Source organism: Deinococcus planocerae, from assembly GCF_002869765.1.
Lineage (GTDB): Bacteria > Deinococcota > Deinococci > Deinococcales > Deinococcaceae > Deinococcus > Deinococcus planocerae.
Genome location: NZ_PNOR01000007.1, coordinates 51,430 through 69,605 on the forward strand (window position 1 = coordinate 51,430; position 18,176 = coordinate 69,605).

Below are 18,176 nucleotides of genomic sequence, written 5' to 3' on the forward strand. Positions count from 1 at the left end.
GGGGCTCCCTGGCGCGGGCGGAGCAGCTCCTCACGCATTCCCTTTCCGGCGTCACAGGACCGATAAGCAGCCCCAAGGATGAGCCTTCCTGAAGCGCCCCCTCAGATGCGGGCCGGGGGCGGTCTCTAGGCTGGACCAAAGGAGTGCCCCCGTGACCCAACCTGACCCCCGCTCGGCCCTGATTCCCGACCAGAGTGCGCGCGTGAACGTGGCGACCTACCCCACCTACCTCGAAGCGCAGCGGGCCGTCGACTACCTCAGCGACCAGCGGTTTCCGGTCGAGCGCACCGCCATCGTGGGCGAGGGCCTGAGGACCATCGAGCAGGTCACGGGCCGCCTCGACTGGGGCCGCGCGGCGAGCCTGGGCTTCGGGCAGGGGCTCTTTATCGGCCTCTTCATCGGCCTGCTCTTCGGGCTGCTGGGGCTGGGCGGCGGGAACTTGCTGTACGCGGTCGCCTACGGCATGGTGCTGGGCGCGATCACCGGGTTGATCTGGGGCCTGATCGGCTACGCCGTCACGGGCGGGCGGCGCGACTTCACCTCGGTGGGCGGAATGCGCGCCGAGCGCTACGTCATCCTCGCCGACGCCGAGGTTGCCGAGCGGGCGCGCACTCTGCTGGGCGGCCTGCCTTCTTCCTGAATTTCCGGTCTCGCTCCTGCGCCCCCGCCTGCCGCGCGGGGGTGTCTCCTGTCCGGGAACGCGGTCCAGCCGGGCGCCCGCCCCGCTAGCATGGCCCCATGACACAACCCGGGCTGGAATTGCAGGAGCTGATCGCCGCGATGGAGCAACGCCGCGCGAGGGTGGAATCGGGCGGCGGCCCCGAGCGCCAGAAGAAGCAGCGTGAGGGCGGCAAGCTCACCGCCCGCGAGCGCATCGAGCGCCTGCTCGACCCCGGCTCCTTTCTCGAACTCTCCACCTTCGTCGAGCACGGTCACAACCGACTGATGGCGGGCGTCGAGGCCCCCGGCGAGGGGGTGGTGACCGGGCGCGGCACGGTCGACGGGCGGCAGGTCTTCGTCTTCAGCCAGGATTTCACGGTGCTCGGCGGCTCGCTGGGCAAGATGAACGCCTCCAAGGTCACCAAGGTGATGGACCTCGCCGCCAAGACGGGCTGCCCGGTCATCGGCCTGAACGACTCGGCGGGCGCTCGGATTCAGGAGGGAGTGGACTCCCTCTCCGGCTACGGCGAGATCTTCTACCGCAACGCGATCTACTCGGGCGCCGTGCCGCAGATCAGCGCGATCCTGGGGCCCTGCGCGGGCGGCGCGGTGTACTCCCCCGCCCTGACCGACTTCATCCTGATGAGCCGGGGCAGCTCGTACATGTTCATCACCGGGCCGGAGGTCATCAAGTCGGTCACCCGCGAGGACGTGACCTTCGACCAGCTCGGCGGGGCGGACGTGCACACCCGCCGCTCGGGGGTGGCCCACCTCGAATACGACGGGGACGAGGCGGTCATTGACGGTATCCGCGAGCTGCTCTCGTACCTGCCCCAGAACGCCCGCGAGCAGCCGCCCGTGCGCGAGTGCCATGACCCCGTGGACCGCCGCACCGACCGCCTCCTCGACCTCGTGACCCCCGATCAGCGCAAGCCGTACGCGATGCATGACGTGATTCACGAACTCGTGGACGACGGAACCTTCCTCGAAATCCAGCCGGGCTGGGCCAGGAACATCCTCTGCGGCTTCGCGCGGCTGAACGGGCAGAGCGTGGGCATCGTGGCGAACAATCCCAAGGTGATGGCGGGGACGCTGAACATCGACGCTTCGGACAAGGCGGCGCGCTTCATCCGCACCTGCGACTGCTACAACGTGCCGATCCTGACGCTGGTGGACGTGACGGGCTTCCTGCCGGGGGTGGCGCAGGAGCACGCCGGAATCATCCGGCACGGGGCGAAGATGCTCTACGCCTACGCGGAGGCGACCGTCCCCAAGATCACCCTGATCACCCGCAAGAGCTACGGCGGGGCGTATCTCGCCATGAACAGCCGCGACATGGGCGCCGACGTGGTGTACGCCTGGCCCACCGCCGCCGTCGCCGTCATGGGTGCCGAGGGGGCCGCCAACATCGTCTACCGCCGCGACATCCAGAACTCCGAGAACCCGGAGGCCACCCGCGCCGAGAAGATCGCCCAGTACAAGGAGACCTTCGACAACCCCTACGTGGCCGCTGCCAAGGGCTACATCGACGACGTGATTCCGATGGAGGACACCCGCGCCCGTCTGATCCAGACCTTCGCCATGCTGCGCGACAAGGCGGAGACGAGGCCGTACAAGAAGCACGGGAACATGCCGCTGTAAGCGAGCGAGGTGTGCGTATGGTCAGGAGGACGAACAGCCGCGTAACCCTCGTTGTCACATTTGTACAAAACGTTGGAACTCTATCCTTAACTCGCTGAGCGTAACAAGGCGTTTGGCAAGGCGGAGACCCTACCCGCTTTCATATGGATGGCAATTTTTGGAAGGCTGAACATGACAACGAAACTGAGGTCCTCATCACGAAAGGAGACCACCCCGACCCTGAGCGCCTCGGAGGCCCGCAGCAACTTCAATGACCTCGTGAACCGCGTGCAGTACGGTGGCGAGCGCGTCACGGTGACCCGGCAGGGCAAGCCTGCGGCGGTCATGATCAGTGTGGCGGACCTGGAGTTGCTGGAGCGGCTGGAGGATCGCCTGTGGGGTGACCTCGCCCTTGAACGACTCGAAGAGGAAAAGCGGAGCGGCACCGCAAGAATCGACTGGCAGGACCTCAAGCGAGACCTCGGCCTCTGAGAGACACGAGCCAGCAGCCACAGCACGCGATATTCGGGTCGAACTGACCCGGGCGGCTGAAAAAGACCTGCGGGACATCGGCAACCGCAAACATCTGGGCCAGATCGCCCGCAAGCTCGACGCTCTCTCGGTCGATCCCAAGCCACACGACGCGCGGCCTCTCCAGGGCGAGGCGTACCGGGCGAACGGCTGGAACTTCTTTCGCGTCGACGTGGGCGAGTACCGTATCGTTTACGATCTGGACGAGTCCGGTGAGCTTCTCACCATCGTGACCATAACGGTCATCGGGCGACGCAACGACGACGCCGTGTACCGACTGCTCGGGCGGCGCCACGGCTAGAACGTCAGCCGCACCAAACCCTTCCTCTCGATCAGCCCCCCTCGTCCAGGTTCCCGATCACCTGCCGCAGCAGTCCGAGCAGCTCGCGAACCTGCCGGTCGCTGAGCCCTACCCGTTTGCCGATGAGGTGGGGCACGTTGGCGGTCTGCTCGCGCAGGGCCCGGCCCTGGGGGGTCAGCGTGACTTCCAGCTCGCGCTCGTCGCTGGCGCGGCGGTGACGCTTGAGGTGCCCGGCGGCCTCCAGACGCTTGAGGAGGGGCGAGAGGGTGCCCGAATCCAGGTGCAGCCACTCGCCGAGCGCCTTGACGGTGGGGGGCTGGGGGGCATTCCAGAGGGCCAGCATCACGAGGTACTGCGGGTAGGTCAGGCCCAGCGGTTCGAGGAGGGGACGGTACGCCATCACCATGCTCCGCGACGCCACGTAGAGGTTGAAGCACAGCATGGTGTCGAGGTCGTGGATGGGGGGTTCGGGGGTCTGCGTCATGGCGGTGCGTCCGGGGCCTCCGGCTTTCAGTATGAGGGGTGTTGATCCGGTGTCATTGAGCGGGGAATGAAGCCGGACCCGGCCTCAGGAAGGCCAGCTTAGCGTGCCCGCTCCCGCCCCGTGGGCTCAGGAGCCCGGACGCCCGCGGCCTTCCCGGGGCTCCCTCCGCTCCGCCCACCCCAGCGCGACCCCGGCGAGCACGAGCAGTGCGGGCACGACCGCCTGGGCGAGGAAGAGCGAGGACGCGTCCGCCAGGGCCCCGAGCGCGAAGGGGGCTGTCAGGATGGCGAGGCCCGAGGCCAGCGCCGCCCGCGCGCTCGCCACGTCCTCGCGGCCCGGCGCCGTGCCCACCGCCAGCGAGAGCATCGCCGGGTAGAGGTTCGCCACACCGAGCCCGGTCACGAACAGGCCCACGATCCGCACGGCGGCCCCCGGGGCGAGCCAGTAGACCAGGAAGCCCGGCAGCGCGACGAGCAGGGAAAGGCCCACCACCCGCCGGGCGGGAAACCGCGCGAGCAGCGCCCCGCCCGCCAGCCTCCCCAGCAGCATCGCCAGCAGGAAAGCGCTCACCGCCGTGGCCGCCGCCGCCCGCCCGAGCCCCCCCACGCCCCGCAGGAAGTCCGCCGCCCAGAAGGCCACCCCGAACTCCACCGCCACCACGAGCAGCAGCACGGCCCAGCAGCGCCAGTAGCGGGCGGGCAGGGCTTCTCGGGAGGTGGGGCCCGGTCCGGCTCCTCCGGCCAACGTCACCCGTCGAAAGACGGCGGCCAGCAGGGCCAGCCCCCCCGCCGCGAACCACAGCACGCCCGGCCAGCCCAGCCCGGCGGCGACCATCCCCCCGACGGCCAGGGGCGCGAGCACGCTGCACACGCTCGCCACGGCGTTGGCCTCCGCGAAGGCCTGGGGCCGCCTCTCGCCGTGCCGCCGCGCGAGGACCGCCGACACCTGCACCAGCGTCAGCGACCCCAGCGCGCCCATCACGAGCGCCCCGAGCACGCTGAGGGGAAAGGTCGGAGCGACCGCGATCAAGCCCCCGCCCGCCGCCACCCCCGCCGCGCCGCCCCACAGCACGGCCCCCTCCCCGAAGCGGCGCCCCAGCCGGTCGGCGGTCACGCTGGCGATCAGGGAGCCCACCGCAAAGGCGCTCGTGTGCCCGCTCGCCTGCGCGTAGCTCAGGCCGAGCTTCTCGCGCAAGAAGGGCAGCAGCGGCCCCAGGGCATTTAGGAGAAAGGCGAAATACCCCAGCAGCAGGTAGGTGACCCAGGTCGCCCGGTCACGCTCGAAACCGGGCCCCACCCGCGCCGCCGTCACGGGGAGAGGCGCCGGGGGGAGGGCGAGGAGCGGGGCCGGGGGGGCGGTCGTCGCATGGGGGTGGGTCCTTATCAGAGGCCGGGCGCCTGGGTCGCCCCCGCCAGCAGGCTGAACGTTACCACCGTCCCCGCGTGGACGCTCAGGGGACGGTGGTCCGGCAGGCTGGCCCGCAAGCCTCCACCCAGGGCGTGCGCCGTGTCCAGGAGCGGCGCGTCGGCGGCGGGGTCGAGGGTGCCCCAGAGGTGGGCCACCCCACCCCCGCCGGGGCCCGCCCGCCACAGCAGCGCCCCGACTTCCTCCGAACCCGCGTAGGCGAGCAGCAGCGTCACGTCCCGCTCCCCCTCCAGCCGGGCCGCGAGGTGGCGCGACAGTGCGGGGGCCCACTCCGGCGTCCCGTGCGCCTCGGCCAGCGTCGCCGCCCAGACGGGCAGGTGGAGGCGCCCCACCTGCTCTACCCGGATCACCCCCGGGGCCCCGGTGGGGTGGTACTCGCCCACCCGCACGGCGGCCACCTCCTCGCCCGGTGCGCTCTCCCCCGCGCTCGCCACCAGGGCGGGCATCTCCTGCGCGTGGTGCCAGGCGCGGACGAGGGGAAGACGGTCCGCGTTCCCGTCGGGCAGGTAGGTCGCGTTCAGCGCGAGGACGTTCACCCCCGGCGTGTGCAGCGTCACCGCCCCCCGGAAGTCGCGGCGGATCGTCGAGAGCGGCTCGAAATAGGCGACGAGTTCGGCCAGGGCGGGCGGCAGGCTCATGGGAGGCAGCCTAGCGGGTGGGCAAGCGAAAAGCCGCCTCCACGGGGGAAGGCGGCTGATGTGGTGACCCCAACGGGACTTGAACCCGTGTCTGCGCCTTGAGAGGGCGCTGTCCTGACCGCTAGACGATGGGGCCGTCTCCGTGGTGCATAGCCCGCCCGGTGGGGCGGTGTCAGGCGCGAAGAGAGATTCTAGCAGGCCTGGCAGGGAAGTCAAGGAGGAACGGGGCCTATCACTCCAGGTCGTCGTAGTGGTGGAGCAGCGCCGCGTCGGGGTCGCCCCCCGCGTGGTGATGCCGGGCGACGAGGCGGGCGACGCGGGGCCGCGCTCCCGCCCGGGCGAGGAGTTCGGCGCCGAGTTCGGGGTGATAGGCGCGGACCGAGAGGGGCCCGAGGGGCACGAGCCGCGCGAGGCGGCCCGGCACCAGCCCCACCAGGACCCGCTCGAACACCCGGTACGGGCGGATGCTCTTGCCGCAGTCGTGGAGCAGGGCGGCGGCGACGAGTTCGGGCGCGGCGCGCGGGTGGTCGCGCAGGAGGTGGCGGGTCACCCGGCAGGCGTGCTCACGGTCGCGCGGGTCCATGCCCAGGTACACGCGCCGCTCGGCGGGGGTGAGGTAGGGGGCCGCCCATACATCGTCGGGGCGGGCGTGGGATGGGCTCAGGCTGCGGGTCAGGCGCCCTACCTTTCCCACGTACCCCCGGACCTTGCGGCTCAGACGGGCGGGCATGGGGGGAGGAGCGATGAGGGGACGGGCGGGAGGGCGCACCCCCCGGCACCCGTCCCCCTCCGGCCCCGGCTCAGTCGTCCGCCGCCACGGTTTCCGACTCGATCTCCAGCGCGGCGAGGGCCCGCTCGGCGCTCATCGCGGCCCGGGTCCCGGCGCCCACGCTGGTGGCGAGCTGGCGGTACACGTAGTCCGACACGTCACCCGCCGCGAAGAGCAGGGGCACGCTGGTGTAGATCTCGTCCGTCACCTCGACGTAGCCGTCCTCGCGCAGTTTGACGGTGCCCTGCACGAAGTCGGTGTTCGGCACGTGCCCGATAAAGATGAACACGCCGTCGGTGGGCATCTCCTGCACCTCGCCCGTCTTGAGGTTCCTCAGCCGCACGCCCGTCACGCTGTCCTCGCCCTGGATCTCCTCGACCGCCGTGTCCCAGATGAACTTCATCTTGGGGCTGGCGAACGCCCGGGCCTGGGCGACCTTGTTCGCTCTCAGGGTGTCCCGGCGGTGAATCAGGGTGACCTCCTCGGCGAACTTGGTCAGGAAGAGGCCCTCCTCGACCGCCGCGTCGCCGCCGCCGATCACGACGACCTTCTTGCCGCGGTAGAAGAAGCCGTCGCAGGTGGCGCAGGTGCTCACGCCCTTGCCCCAGAAGTGCTCCTCGCCGGGGACGTTAAGCCGCTTGGGGTTGGCCCCGGTGGCGAGGATCACGCTGCGGGCGCGGTAGGTGCCGCCGTAGCCCCGCACCGTGAAGGTGTGGCCGTGCTCGCCGGGGGTAGCCTCGATGGCCTCCACCTCCTCCATCTCGATGCGCGCGCCGAACTTCTCGGCCTGCTGCACCATCCGCTGCGAGAGTTCCATCCCGCTGATGGGCTCGGGAAAGCCGGGGTAGTTCTCCACGTCCTCGGTCTGCGCGATCTGGCCGCCGGGCAGGCCCTTTTCGAGAACCAGGGTCTTCAGGTTGGCGCGGCCCGTGTAGATGGCCGCCGTCAGCCCGGCGGGACCGCCGCCGACAATCACCACGTCGTAGTCCTGGGGGGCACTCGTCATCCAAAAAGCGTACCACCGGCCACCTTTCGGGAAGGTCAGCCGGGCACACTTTACTTTTCAAAGCACTTTGCAACGCCCACATCCAGGTCTGGCGGGGCGCACTCTTCCGGCGACAGGCTCAGACAGCAACACACCCCCGCACTCGGCGAGGGTGTCATGTTGGCTGGGGCACAAGGACTCGAACCTTGATTAACGGTGCCAGAAACCGTCGTCCTGCCATTAGACGATGCCCCACCACCTGCTCTGGCCGCCCACCGCTGAGTGCATGGTGAGCGTGAGGGAGTATAGCCGCCCCTCCGCCGGGCGTCAACCGCCGGGCACAGGGCTCAGCGGCGCGGCGCGGCGGCGAAAGCGGCTAAACATCGAATAGACCGCGTATAGCGCGCCCACGTCGCGCTTGCCCCCCCCGGATGGGCGGTGCTAGAGTGTGGTGTTGCCGCGCTTAAGCGCAGGTACAGGGACAGGGCGCCGGGCGCGTGAAGTGCCGGGAGCCCAGGAGGACAGGAGTTCATGGAAGACCAGACCCAGACCCCCGCCATGGAAGGCGGGACCATTCAGCCCACGCCGGGCACCGAGCAGACGGGCGCGGAGCAGACGAGCACCGGCCAGACGGAGACCCCGACCACGGAGACGAGCAGCGCTCCGGCGGCTCAGGCGACCCCGGCCCAGGCGAGCCCCACGTCGGCCAGCACCGACGACCGCGACTACCCCGCGATGACGATGGAGGACGTGCTCGCCAGCGAGGCGACCGAACACCAGGCCGTGTCACGCGGCGACATCGTGGACGGCACGGTCGTGTTCATCGGCCAGGAGGGCATCGCCGTGGACGTCGGCGCGAAGGTGGAGGGCACCATTCCCCTCAACCAGATCGCCGAGGAGCCCGTGACCCTCGAAGAAGCCCAGGGGATGTACAAGCCCGGCGACAAGATCGAGGCGTACGTCGTGCGGGTGGACCTCGCCAACAGCCAGATCGTCTTGTCCAAGAAGCGGGCCGATCAGGACAAGGGCTGGCGCGTGCTCGAGCGGATGCAGGAGCGCGACGAGGCCTTCGAGGTCGAGGTGCTTGAGAAGGTGCGCGGCGGGCTCGTCGCGCAGGTCGAGGGCATTCGGGCCTTCCTCCCGGCCTCGCAGGTGGACACCCGGCGGGTGAACGACCTCGACCCCTATGTCGGCAAGCCCCTGATGGTCAAGTTGATCGAGCTCAACCGCAAGCGCAACCGGGTGATCATCAGCCACCGCGCGATCATGGAGGCCCAGAAGGCCCAGGCGCGCGAGCAGACCATCGGCAAGCTGGTGCCCGGCGCGACCTTTGAGGGCGAGGTCGTCGAGATCACCGACTTCGGCGTCTTCGTGAACCTGGGCGGGATCGACGGGCTGGTGCACCGCAGCGAGCTGACCTACGGGCGCTTCAACCACCCCCGCGACGTGGTGAAGGTGGGCGACAAGGTGCAGGTGCAGGTCATCGACGTGGACGAGGGGCGCGAGCGCATCAACCTCTCGATGAAGTCACTGACCGAGGACCCCTGGCAGGGTGCGGTGGAGAAGTACCACATCGGCCAGCGGGTGCGCGGCAAGGTTACCAACCTCACTAACTTCGGGGCGTTCGTGGAGCTCGAGCCCGGCCTGGAGGGGCTGGTACACGTCAGCGAGATGAGCTGGACGAAGCGCGTGCGTCACCCCAACGAGGTGCTCAAGGAGGGCGACGAGGTAGAGGCCGTGATCCTGCGGATCGATCCCAAGGAGCGCCGGATCAGCCTCGGAATTCGTCAGACGACGGACGATCCGTGGAGCGCGCTGCCCGACCGTTACCCGCCCGGCACGCCCGTCAAGGGCAAGATCACCGGCATGACCGACTTCGGCGTTTTCATGGAGATCGAAGAAGGCATCGAGGGCCTGATCCACATCAGCGAACTCGATACCCAGCGGGTGAACAACCCCGCCGACCTCTTCAAGAAGGGCGACGAGATCGAGGCCGTGATCTTGAACATCGACCCCGTGGAGCAGCGCGCGAGCCTCTCGCGGCGCCGGGCGCTCGGCGGTGGAGGCGGCCCCGTGCGCGATTTTGTCAGCCAGGGCGGCGGCTCGCGCAGCGACCGGTACAGCGGGGGCGGCCAGGGCGGCAACCGTGGCGGCGGTGGCGGGCGCGGCGGACGTGGCGGCGGCGCCGACTACACCTTCAACGCGAAGGACGCTTCTCAAGGCGGCGGCAAGATCAGCACGAAGCTGGGCGACGTGTACGCCGACCTCTTCGCGCAGTTCGGTCTCGGCGGCGACAAGAAGGACGACGCCAAGACCGAGGGCGGCCAGGACGAGAAGCAGGGCGAATAAGCCTCTAGAGATCAAGACCCGCTGGGAGCGATCCCGGTGGGTTTTGCCCTGCCGTTCAGGGCAGCGGCCAGCGCACGGTGCCGAGACGGTCGGTGCGCCACACGCGGGCGCCGACCTCCCCGGCGCGGGAGAGCACGTCCGGGTGCGGGTGGCCGTAGGTGTTGCGGCCCACGCTGATCAGCACGTCGGCGGGGGTGCTCTCCCGCAGGATCGCCGTGCCCGTGCTGTGGCGGCTGCCGTGGTGCGCGGCCTTGAGCAGGTCGAGGTCACCCACGCCCAGCCGCGCCTCAACGGGGGCGGGCAGGTCGCCGAGCAGGGCAGCGCGGAAGCCGCGCGACTCGACCCGCAGGGCGACGCTGTTCTCGTTGTCCTTGGGGCTCCACCCCTGCCCGGCGGGCCACAGGACGGTCAGGGTGACGCCGCTCGCCGTGACCGTATCGCCGCGCCGGACCTCGCGCACGGGCACGCCCTCCTCGCGGGCGACGGTGAGCAGGGTGGTCAGCACCGGGTCGTCCGTCTTGCGCTGCCCGATCCAGAGTTCACCGACAGGGAGGGCGCGCAGCACGCTGGACAGCCCCTCGACATGGTCCGTGTCGGCGTGGGTGGCGACCACCGCCGACAAACTCCTCACCCCCAGGGCGCGCAGGGCGGGGACGACCGTCCGCCCGCCCACGTCGTAGTCACTGCCCACCGAGCCGCCGCCGTCCACGAGGACCGTCAGGCCGGGAGCGCGCACGAGCGTGCTGTCGCCCTGGCCGACATCGAGGAAGACCAGCTCCCGCGCGGGTTTCAGCAGGCCGGGCAGCACGGTGAGGAGGGCGCAGGCGAGGAGCGTGCCGAGGGCCACAGGAGCACGGAGGCGGCCCCGCAGCCACAGCACCCCCGCGAGGGCCGTGACGGTGTAGGCGACCACGCCCGCGGGGCCGACCTCGCCCCAGGTCAGCACCGGTGCCCGCCCGAACACCTCGACCACGCCGAGCAGCGCCGCCGCAAGGAGACCGTTGAGCCAATTCACCGCCACGGCGAGCGGACCGAGCAGCCCCGCCACGAAGCCCAGGGGCACGAGCGCGGCCATGATCACCCCGGCGATCAGGTTGGCGGGCAGGCCCACGAGGGGCAGTTGCCCGAAGTTCCCCGCAATGACGGGCAGGGTGGCGAGTTCGGCGAGCACCGTGGCGACGAGGGCAAGGCGCAGCCACAGCGGCCAGCGCCCCGGGAGCCGCGCCGCCGCCTGCCCGGAGAGGGTGAGTCCCAAGACGGCCAGGAAGGAGAGCTGGAACCCCACGTCGAGCAGCCACAGCGGAAAGGGCAGCAGGCAGAGGGTGGCGGCGAGGGCGATGACGCCGTAGGGATCAGGCCGCCCGCGCCCGATGGCGTACCCGAGGAGCACCGCGCCGCCCATCAGCACCGCCCGGAAGATGCTGGGGGACACGCCGACGAGCAGCAGGTACGGCCCCAGGAAGAGGAGCGCCCCCGCGTACCGCCACCCCAGCGGCACCCGCAGCCACATCAGCAGCCAGATCACGGCGCCCGTCAGCAGGGCGACGTTCTGGCCGCTCAGCGCCATCAGGTGCGAGAGGCCCGAGCGGGCGAAGGCGTCGCGCACCGAGTACCCTGCCCCGAAGTCCTCGCGCCCGATGTCGCCCCGGTCGCCGAGTTCGACGGCCTGCATCAGGGCCGCCTCCCGCTGGCCCAGCCCAGCGGTCAGGCCCCGGCGAAACCAGCCGCGCAGGCCCCCCTCGGGCGTGCTCTGCCGCACCCGGGCCCCCACGAGGACGGTGGTGGGCGTGGGCACGAGGAGGCCGCCCTGACCCCGCAGCCACGCCGCCTGGTCGAAGCCGCCCGGCACGTCCTGCCCCTCGGGACGCACCAGGCGACCGCTCAGCACCACCCGGCCCGGCGGGACGCGCGGTTTGGGGGAAACGGCCACCCGGGCGGGCGGGTCTTCGAGGCTGAGGAACTGGCCGTCCCAGTCGCCCGTCAGCGTGACCTGCGCGCCCACCCAGGGGGCCATGCGGTCGGGCTGGGCGGCATTCAGGCGCTCCGAGCCCAGCCCCAGCCCGGCGCCGACGAGGGCGAGGAGCGCCACCGCCGCCCGCCCGTCGAGCACGGCGAGCGCCGCGCCGAGGCCCACCACGACCAGGCCCCACCCCATCCCCAGCCCGAGCAGGATGCCGCCGATGACCCCACAGGCGAGCGGGACGGACCACGCGAGGCGGCCCGAGGTGGCCCGCGTGGGGCTGAGGCTCGCCGTCCGGGGGGCGGGCGCCGCGTGTCTGCCGGGCATCAGAAGGTCACGAGGGGCGTGAGGGCCGAGAGGGTGGAGGGCCCGATCCCGCTCACCCGGTCGAGGTCGGCGAGGCTGCGGTAGGGCCTGCCCGCCACGATCCGCGCGGCGAGGGCAGGGCCGACCTTCGGCAGGGCTTCGAGCTGCTCGACCGAGGCTGAGTTGAGGTTGACCCTCCCCGAGATGAGGGGCCTCACGCTCTCCGCCGTCGGGTACTCGGGGGCGGCCTCCTGAACCTGGGCCGGGGGGGAAAGGTCGGCGTGGGTCACGGTGGGAGCCTGCGCGTGGGGCAAGAGGACGGGGCCGAGGGCCAGCACCCCCACCGTCAGGACGCCGCCCGCGAGAAGCAGCGTCCAGGAACGTTCCGAGCTGAACACGGCGGTCAGTGTAGGGCGGGCCCCCGGGTGTCCGGGCGGCAAATTCGCACAGCGCGCGTATCCTCGGCGGGTGACCCCCATCGCCGCCCCGGCCAGCCGCCCCACGCCCGCCGTCCTCGTGTGCCTCGCGCTGGTGTACGTCGTGTGGGGCAGCACCTACTTCGGGATCAAGGTGGCGATTGGAAGCCTTCCGCCGCTGGGGATGCTCGCCCTGCGCTTCCTGGTGGCGGGGGCCGCGCTCTATGCCTTCTTGCGCTGGCGGGGGGTGCCTGCCCCGACGGGGCGGGAGTGGGGCGCGAGCGCCCTCGTCGGCCTGCTGCTGCTGGGGGGCGGGACGGGGCTGGTGACGCTGGCCGAGCGGGACGCGAGCAGCAGCGTGGCGGCGCTCGTGCTGGCGGTCTCTCCCCTCTTCGCGGCCCTGTTCGCGCGGCTGTGGGGCGAGCGCACGAGCGGGCGCGAGTGGCTGGGCATCGGGGTGGGGCTCGTCGGGATCGCGCTCCTGAACGTGGGCGAACTGCGCGCCACGCCGCTCGCCGCCCTGCTGCTGATCCTCGCGCCGCTGTGCTGGACGTTCGGCAGCCAGTGGTCGCGGCACCTGCCCCTGCCCGCCGGGCTGATGGGCAGCGCCGCCGAGATGGTCGCGGGCGGGGTGCTGCTGGCGCTGCTGAGCGGCGTGCTCGGTGAACGCTGGGGCACGCCGAGCGCCGCGAGCCTGGGGGCGCTGGCGTACCTCATCGTCTTCGGCAGCCTCGTCGCGTACAGCGCCTACATGTACCTCGTCGCCCACACCCGCCCGGCCCTCGCCACGAGCTACGCCTACGTCAACCCGGTCGTGGCCGTCCTCCTGGGGGTGGGGCTGGGCGGCGAGACGTTGACGGGGCTGGGCTGGGCCGCCGTGGGGGTGATCCTGACGGGCGTGGCGCTCGTCGCGTGGCCGCGGCAGGGCTGAGCCGTCCAGTGGGCGTCCTGACGAGTCTTTCCGTGCGGCTGGCCGAAGCGGTGCTGACCCTGTGGGTTCGGGCCGCGCAGGGCGAGACGGTGCAGACCCCCTCGGGCACCCTGACCCCCGTGGCCCTCGTCGCCTGCGGGGTGGGCGCGGGGAGTGACGAGGCGGAGAACGGCGGAGGTGGTGGAGGCGGGGGGAGCCTCCCCCTCGGGGCGTGGGTGAGTGATCTCCGGGGCACCCGCTCCGTGCCGAACACCGTGGTGCTCGCGTCGGTCGTGCTGGGTGGACTCGCCGGGATCATGCGGGCGTGGCGGCGGTAGGTCGGGGCCCCACACCTCACCCGCGCGCTACCTTCCCCCCATGCCCGACCACCCCGCCCCCCTCACCCCCGCCGGGCTGCGGGCCCTCGCTCTCCGGACCCTCGGCCCGCGCACGCCCCTGAGGACGGCCCTGGGCCGGATGGGCTTCGTGCAGGCCGACCCCATCCGCGCCCCCGCCCGCGCCCAGGACCTGACCCTGATGCAGAGGGTACGCGGCTACCGGGCGGGCGACCTGGAGCGGCTGTACCCCGCCCTCGACGCCGAGGAGGACATGCTGCCCAACTACGGCTTCGTGACGCGGGCGGTGCAGGCCCTCCTCCACCCGCGCGAGGTCGGTCAGAGCCCCCTGGAGCGCGAACACCCGGAGCTGCTGGACGCGGTGCGGGCGCTGGTGTCGGAGCGGGCGGAGGTCCACCCCCGCGAGGTGGCCGCCGAACTGGGGCGGGGCCGGGTGGTGAACGCCTGGGGCGGGCAGTCGGCGGCGACCACGCGGGCGCTCGACCTCCTGCACCGCCGGGGCGAGGTGCGGGTGACCCGCCGGGTGAGCGGGGTGCGGCTGTACGGCCCGGCTCCCCACCTCGCGGCGTTGCGGGCGGACCCGCTGCCCACCCCGGAGCGCGTGCGGGGAACAGTTCACCTCCTCGCGGCGCTTTACGGGCCGTTGCCGGAGGCGAGCCTGGGGTACCTCGTCACCCTCTCGCGCTTCGGGTTGCCGCACCTGCACGGCGAGTTGCGCGGGGCGCTGAGGGTCGCCGTGCGGGAGGAGTTGACGGGCGCGCGGGTGGACGGCGTGCGGTACGTGTGGCCTGCGGGGTGGGACGCGCAGGCCCTGCCCACCCCGCGCGGAGTGCGGATCGTGGGGCCCTTCGACCCCCTGGTGTGGGACCGCCGCCGCTTCGCCCACCTGCACGGCTGGACGTACCGCTTCGAGGCGTACACGCCGCCCCCGAACCGGCAGTTCGGGTACTACGCCCTCCCCGTCTTTCAGGCCGAGCGCGCGGTGGGCTGGGCCAACCTGCGGGTGGAGGGCGGAGAACTGCGCGCGGACGTGAGGCTCGTCCCCGGCGTGCGTGAGACGGCGGCGCTGGGAAGGGGTCTGGAGGCGGAGCTGGGCCGCTACCGGGGCTTCCTGGGGCTGGAGGACCCCGTGCTGGCGGGGTAGGCCCGAAGCGGCGCGAGGGGGGTGGGCTCCGAGGGGAGGAAGGCGAAGGGCACCGCCGAACCAGACCGGGGAGCGTCCGACATGCCGGAAGAGGCGCTTTGCCCCGCTGACGGTGACAAGTGTTCTTCTGTCAACCGCTCTGGGAGGGGCGCCGTTCCCGGAAGGCCGCCCCCTCCTGCGCCCAGGCCCCGGCCACCCGCCCGAGGGCCTCCCGCACCCCGCCGCTTCCCCCGCCCCGCGCCTGCCGGGCCGTGGCGAGCAGGTTCAGGGCCAGGCCCGCCCGCTCCTCGTCCATAAGCTGAGCGGGCGTGCGGCGCGGCCCGTGCGCGGCGAGTTCGGCCCGGTACGCCTCCCGCACTCCGGGACCCAGGCGGGCGCGGCCCTGCGCGTCCAGCCGCACGTGGAGGAGGTGCGCGAGGTCTTCCCCGAGCACCGAGCCGTGCGCCTGCCCGTAGTCGATCAGGATAGGCGGGCCGCCCCCTCCCGGCCACAGCACCTGCCCCGCGTGGAGGTCGCCGTGGGCGAGGGTGACCCCGCGCGTGGCGCCGAGCAGGGCGGGGAGAAGGCGGGCGGCCTCCCGGACGGCCTCCACCTCGGCGGGCGTCCAGCCGGGGTCCGGGTCGGCGGCGATCCGGCCCGCGTGGCGCGCAGCGCGCTCTGCATCCCAGCCCCATTCCCCCGCCAGTTCCGGGCGGTCCAGCCAGAAGGCGTGGTGCCGGGCGAGGAGCCGGGCGACCTCCAGCAGGGCGGCCTCGCGCTCGTGGTCGGTCCCGAAGGCGCCCCATCCGGTCGTCGTGTCCGTCAGGTCGCGGGTGACGAGGTGCGCCCGCCATCCGTCCGGGTCGAGGGCCGCGTGGAGGAGCGGCGCGTGCGGCACGGGCGAGCGGGGGGCGAGGTCACGCAGGTAGCTCGCCTCGCGCGCCAGACGGCGGTAGGCCCGCCCGTCCCGCCACCCCGCCGGGAGGTACTTCAGGAAGAGGGGGCCGTGCCCGGTCACGTAGCGCGCGAAGGCGGCCCCCTCCCCCTCCCAGGCCTCAAGGGCGCGGCGCGGGCCGGGGAAGGCCGCGCGCAACTCGGCGGGCCACACCCGGGACGAGACGGCGGGACCCTCGCCCCGCAGCGTGTCCCGCCAGTCCTCCAGGGTGGCGCCTAGCCTCAAGCGAGCAGCGTGAGCAGCCCCAGGGCCGAGCCCCCCGCGAGCGCCGCGCCGACGAGGAACACGCCCAGGCACCCCAGCCCCCTGCGCCGCCGGGTCTGGCGGTAGTGCCCGCCCCGACCGTAATGCCCCCGGTGGCCGCTGCTGTGACTGTGGCCGAGCGCGCCGCCCAGGAAGCCACCCCGGTGCCCGCTGCTGTGACTCCGCCGCCCGAACGCGCCCCGGCGCCCGCCGCTATGACTGAAGGAAAAGGAGCCGCCCGAATGTCCGCTCATGCCCCAGGGTACGCGACGAGGCTCACAAAAGTTGCCCGCACCCCTCGCCCGGCGGCGAACCGGGCTGGCATGAGCATCATGCACACCTCACTCACGGGGGTACACTGGCGGCACGATGAGCGAGCGCAAGTATTTCGGAACGGACGGCGTGCGGGCCGTCGCGGGCGAGTTTCCGCTGACCCCCGCCTGGGTGATGGAGCTGGGCGCGGCGGCAGGTGAGGTGCTGAGGCGGCGCAGTCCCCACCCCAGCGTGGTGATCGGCAAGGACACCCGGCAAAGCGGCGACATGCTGGAGGCGGCCCTCGCGGCGGGGCTGACGGGTCGGGGCGTGAACGTGATCCACGTCGGCGTGCTGCCCACCCCGGGGGTGAGCTACCTCACCCGCCACCTCGGCGCGGACGCGGGCGTGGTGATCAGCGCCTCGCACAACCCCTACGAGGACAACGGGATCAAGTTCTTCGGGAGGGGCGGAGAAAAGCTCAACGACGCGACCGAACACGAGATCGAGGCCGCCGTGGACGGGGTGGCCAGCCTCCCCCCCGTGACGGGCGTGGACCTCGGCTCGGTCACCAATTACACGGAGGCCGAGCGGCTGTACGTGGGTTTCCTGCGCTCGCACGCGCCCGACCTGACGGGCCTCAGGGTGGCGATGGACTGCGCGAACGGAGCGGCGTACCGGGTGGGGCCGCGGGTCTACCAGGCGGCGGGGGCGGACGTGTTCGCCGTGTACACCACCCCCGACGGGCGCAACATCAACCGGGGCTGCGGCAGCACGCATCTGGGCCACCTCCAACAGATCGTGCGGGAGGGCGACTACGACCTCGGCGTGGCCTTCGACGGGGACGCCGACCGGGCCCTCTTCGTGGACTCGCGCGGGAACGTGGTGCAGGGCGACCACATGCTGCTCCTGAACGCCCGCGCCCGGGGGGACCGGGGCGTGGTCACCACGATCATGGCGAACATGGCGCTGGAGGTGAAGCTGCGCGAGGCCGGAACCCTGCTGGAGCGCACCGCCGTCGGCGACCGCTACGTCCACGAGCGGCTGCACCAGCAGGGTCTCACCCTGGGCGGCGAGCAGAGCGGGCACGTCCTCTTCCTCGACCACAGCCCGACCGGCGACGGGGTGCTCACCTCGCTGCTCACCCTCGCGGCGATGAAGCAAGTTGGCACCACGCTGGACGAACTGAACGACGAGCTGGTGATGTTCCCGCAGACCCTCGTGAACGTCCGCGTCGGCGACAAGAAGGCCATCGCCCGCGACGAGGCGGTCCAGGCCGCCGTTCAGCAGGCCGAGGCCCGCCTGAATGGCCGGGGCCGCGTCAACCTGCGCCCCAGCGGCACCGAGAACCTGATCCGGGTGATGGTCGAAGGGCCTGACGAGGCCGAAATCCACGAGGTCGCCGGGGAGATTGCGAGCGTGGTGGAGGAGCGGGGCAAGGTCGGGGCGTAGGTCGTTTCCACCCGTCAGGAATCGAGAGGCTGCGTCAAAGGAGGTGCTGCCGCTCAGGGTCGTCCCAGCCCTTCAAGCGCCTCCACTTACTCAGTACGCGGCGAATCTCCCCTGGAGGAGCCGAGATAAACTTCGGCCAGTCCTTCATTCGACCATGTGGATAACCCAAGAGATTAGCCACTGCGTTGTTGATGACAAGTTCTACGATTTCCTCGTTGTCGTCAACGTGGGGCCACGCATGAGCAACCTCGGCCACCTCCTCAAGACTCACTCCAAAGATGGTGTCGAACCCGTCATCGTCATCGAAAAACGGGCCTTCCGCTGCGGCTGACAGACACTGACCCAGGAGGAAGCGTTCTCTAGCGGTCAGGCGTTCCAGAGCCATAAGACAAGTTATCAGGCATAGTCACAAAGCGGCGGGGAGCCGTAAGCCAACCCGGA

General features: G+C 71.6%; 19 protein-coding genes and 2 tRNA genes. 9 read left to right on the forward strand and 12 right to left on the reverse strand.

Features of this window, described 5'->3' with window-relative positions; all coding sequences use genetic code 11:
• Nucleotides 1-151: 151 nt before the first annotated feature.
• The 4 genes from A7B18_RS05475 (at nucleotide 152) to A7B18_RS05490 (ending at nucleotide 3,112) form a co-directional block, all read left to right on the forward strand.
• Nucleotides 152-640 carry a YflT domain-containing protein gene (locus A7B18_RS05475; RefSeq protein ID WP_102125684.1) on the forward strand — a complete coding sequence of 163 codons (489 nt, stop codon included), beginning with the start codon at nucleotides 152-154 and terminating at the stop codon, nucleotides 638-640.
• 98 nt (nucleotides 641-738) lie between these two features.
• Nucleotides 739-2,301, forward strand: coding sequence for an acyl-CoA carboxylase subunit beta (locus tag A7B18_RS05480; RefSeq protein ID WP_102125685.1), 1,563 nt, complete (start codon nucleotides 739-741; stop codon nucleotides 2,299-2,301).
• 171 nt (nucleotides 2,302-2,472) lie between these two features.
• Nucleotides 2,473-2,772, forward strand: a complete 300-nt coding sequence (locus A7B18_RS05485) for a type II toxin-antitoxin system Phd/YefM family antitoxin (protein ID WP_102125686.1) — start codon at nucleotides 2,473-2,475, stop codon at nucleotides 2,770-2,772.
• Complete coding sequence (locus tag A7B18_RS05490) at nucleotides 2,693-3,112, forward strand: type II toxin-antitoxin system RelE family toxin (protein ID WP_180970030.1); 420 nt, start codon at nucleotides 2,693-2,695, stop codon at nucleotides 3,110-3,112. Before A7B18_RS05485 ends, A7B18_RS05490 begins: the two co-directional genes overlap by 80 nt.
• 31 nt (nucleotides 3,113-3,143) lie before the next feature.
• Here A7B18_RS05490 and A7B18_RS05495 read toward each other — a convergent pair whose 3' ends face one another.
• The 7 genes from A7B18_RS05495 to A7B18_RS05525 all read right to left on the reverse strand — a co-directional run bounded on the left by A7B18_RS05495 (nucleotide 3,144) and on the right by A7B18_RS05525 (nucleotide 7,668).
• Nucleotides 3,144-3,596 carry a MarR family winged helix-turn-helix transcriptional regulator gene (locus A7B18_RS05495; protein ID WP_219722093.1) on the reverse strand — a complete coding sequence of 151 codons (453 nt, stop codon included), beginning with the start codon at nucleotides 3,594-3,596 and terminating at the stop codon, nucleotides 3,144-3,146.
• A 126-nt stretch (nucleotides 3,597-3,722) separates the two neighbouring features.
• Complete coding sequence (locus A7B18_RS05500) at nucleotides 3,723-4,907, reverse strand: MFS transporter (protein ID WP_180970031.1); 1,185 nt, start codon at nucleotides 4,905-4,907, stop codon at nucleotides 3,723-3,725.
• 71 nt (nucleotides 4,908-4,978) lie between these two features.
• Nucleotides 4,979-5,659 (reverse strand): hypothetical protein, encoded by a 681-nt coding sequence (locus tag A7B18_RS05505; protein ID WP_102125689.1) that lies wholly within the window; start codon nucleotides 5,657-5,659, stop codon nucleotides 4,979-4,981.
• Nucleotides 5,660-5,720: 61 nt separating this feature from the next.
• Nucleotides 5,721-5,795: transfer RNA gene (locus A7B18_RS05510), tRNA-Glu, on the reverse strand.
• 96 nt (nucleotides 5,796-5,891) lie between these two features.
• Nucleotides 5,892-6,389, reverse strand: coding sequence for an HD domain-containing protein (locus A7B18_RS05515; RefSeq protein WP_102125767.1), 498 nt, complete (start codon nucleotides 6,387-6,389; stop codon nucleotides 5,892-5,894).
• 70 nt (nucleotides 6,390-6,459) lie between these two features.
• Complete coding sequence (gene trxB / locus A7B18_RS05520; RefSeq protein ID WP_102125690.1) at nucleotides 6,460-7,434, reverse strand: thioredoxin-disulfide reductase; 975 nt, start codon at nucleotides 7,432-7,434, stop codon at nucleotides 6,460-6,462.
• A gap of 160 nt (nucleotides 7,435-7,594) precedes the next feature.
• Nucleotides 7,595-7,668 (reverse strand) — tRNA-Gln (locus A7B18_RS05525).
• Nucleotides 7,669-7,944: 276 nt separating this feature from the next.
• On the opposite strand from A7B18_RS05525, the gene A7B18_RS05530 reads away from it, so the two are divergent.
• Nucleotides 7,945-9,762 carry a 30S ribosomal protein S1 gene (locus A7B18_RS05530; RefSeq protein WP_102125691.1) on the forward strand — a complete coding sequence of 606 codons (1,818 nt, stop codon included), beginning with the start codon at nucleotides 7,945-7,947 and terminating at the stop codon, nucleotides 9,760-9,762.
• Between the two features lie 55 nt (nucleotides 9,763-9,817).
• On the opposite strand, the gene A7B18_RS05535 is transcribed toward A7B18_RS05530, so the two are convergent.
• Entirely contained in the window at nucleotides 9,818-12,049 is a 2,232-nt protein-coding gene (locus tag A7B18_RS05535; protein ID WP_102125692.1) for a DNA internalization-related competence protein ComEC/Rec2, read from the reverse strand.
• Entirely contained in the window at nucleotides 12,049-12,426 is a 378-nt protein-coding gene (locus A7B18_RS05540) for a ComEA family DNA-binding protein (protein ID WP_102125693.1), read from the reverse strand. The genes A7B18_RS05535 and A7B18_RS05540 overlap by 1 nt, the downstream gene beginning before the upstream one ends.
• Nucleotides 12,427-12,496: 70 nt before the next feature.
• Here A7B18_RS05540 and yedA point away from each other — a divergent pair, with 70 nt between their 5' ends.
• From yedA to A7B18_RS05555, 3 genes are read left to right on the forward strand one after another with little or no spacing between them, the layout of a single operon-like run.
• On the forward strand, nucleotides 12,497-13,375 hold the full coding sequence (gene yedA, locus A7B18_RS05545) for a drug/metabolite exporter YedA (protein WP_102125694.1): 879 nt from the start codon (nucleotides 12,497-12,499) through the stop codon (nucleotides 13,373-13,375).
• 32 nt (nucleotides 13,376-13,407) lie between these two features.
• Nucleotides 13,408-13,692, forward strand: coding sequence for a hypothetical protein (locus tag A7B18_RS05550; RefSeq protein ID WP_146009468.1), 285 nt, complete (start codon nucleotides 13,408-13,410; stop codon nucleotides 13,690-13,692).
• A 40-nt stretch (nucleotides 13,693-13,732) separates the two neighbouring features.
• A complete protein-coding gene (locus A7B18_RS05555; RefSeq protein WP_102125696.1) occupies nucleotides 13,733-14,854 on the forward strand; it encodes a DNA glycosylase AlkZ-like family protein in 1,122 nt (373 codons plus the stop codon).
• 130 nt (nucleotides 14,855-14,984) lie between these two features.
• On the opposite strand, the gene A7B18_RS05560 is transcribed toward A7B18_RS05555, so the two are convergent.
• Together A7B18_RS05560 and A7B18_RS05565 are read right to left on the reverse strand one after the other, a co-directional pair.
• Nucleotides 14,985-16,013 carry a phosphotransferase family protein gene (locus tag A7B18_RS05560; RefSeq protein WP_245872753.1) on the reverse strand — a complete coding sequence of 343 codons (1,029 nt, stop codon included), beginning with the start codon at nucleotides 16,011-16,013 and terminating at the stop codon, nucleotides 14,985-14,987.
• Complete coding sequence (locus tag A7B18_RS05565; RefSeq protein ID WP_102125697.1) at nucleotides 16,010-16,285, reverse strand: hypothetical protein; 276 nt, start codon at nucleotides 16,283-16,285, stop codon at nucleotides 16,010-16,012. The genes A7B18_RS05560 and A7B18_RS05565 overlap by 4 nt, the downstream gene beginning before the upstream one ends.
• Before the next feature lie 115 nt (nucleotides 16,286-16,400).
• On the opposite strand from A7B18_RS05565, the gene glmM reads away from it, so the two are divergent.
• The gene (glmM, locus tag A7B18_RS05570; RefSeq protein ID WP_102125698.1) at nucleotides 16,401-17,735 is read left to right on the forward strand and encodes a phosphoglucosamine mutase; all 1,335 of its coding nucleotides are present in this window, start codon (nucleotides 16,401-16,403) and stop codon (nucleotides 17,733-17,735) included.
• Nucleotides 17,736-17,769: 34 nt separating this feature from the next.
• Here the strand turns inward: glmM and A7B18_RS21295 are convergent, their stop codons facing one another.
• Nucleotides 17,770-18,120, reverse strand: coding sequence for a hypothetical protein (locus tag A7B18_RS21295; protein WP_146009469.1), 351 nt, complete (start codon nucleotides 18,118-18,120; stop codon nucleotides 17,770-17,772).
• Nucleotides 18,121-18,176 lie beyond the last annotated feature (56 nt).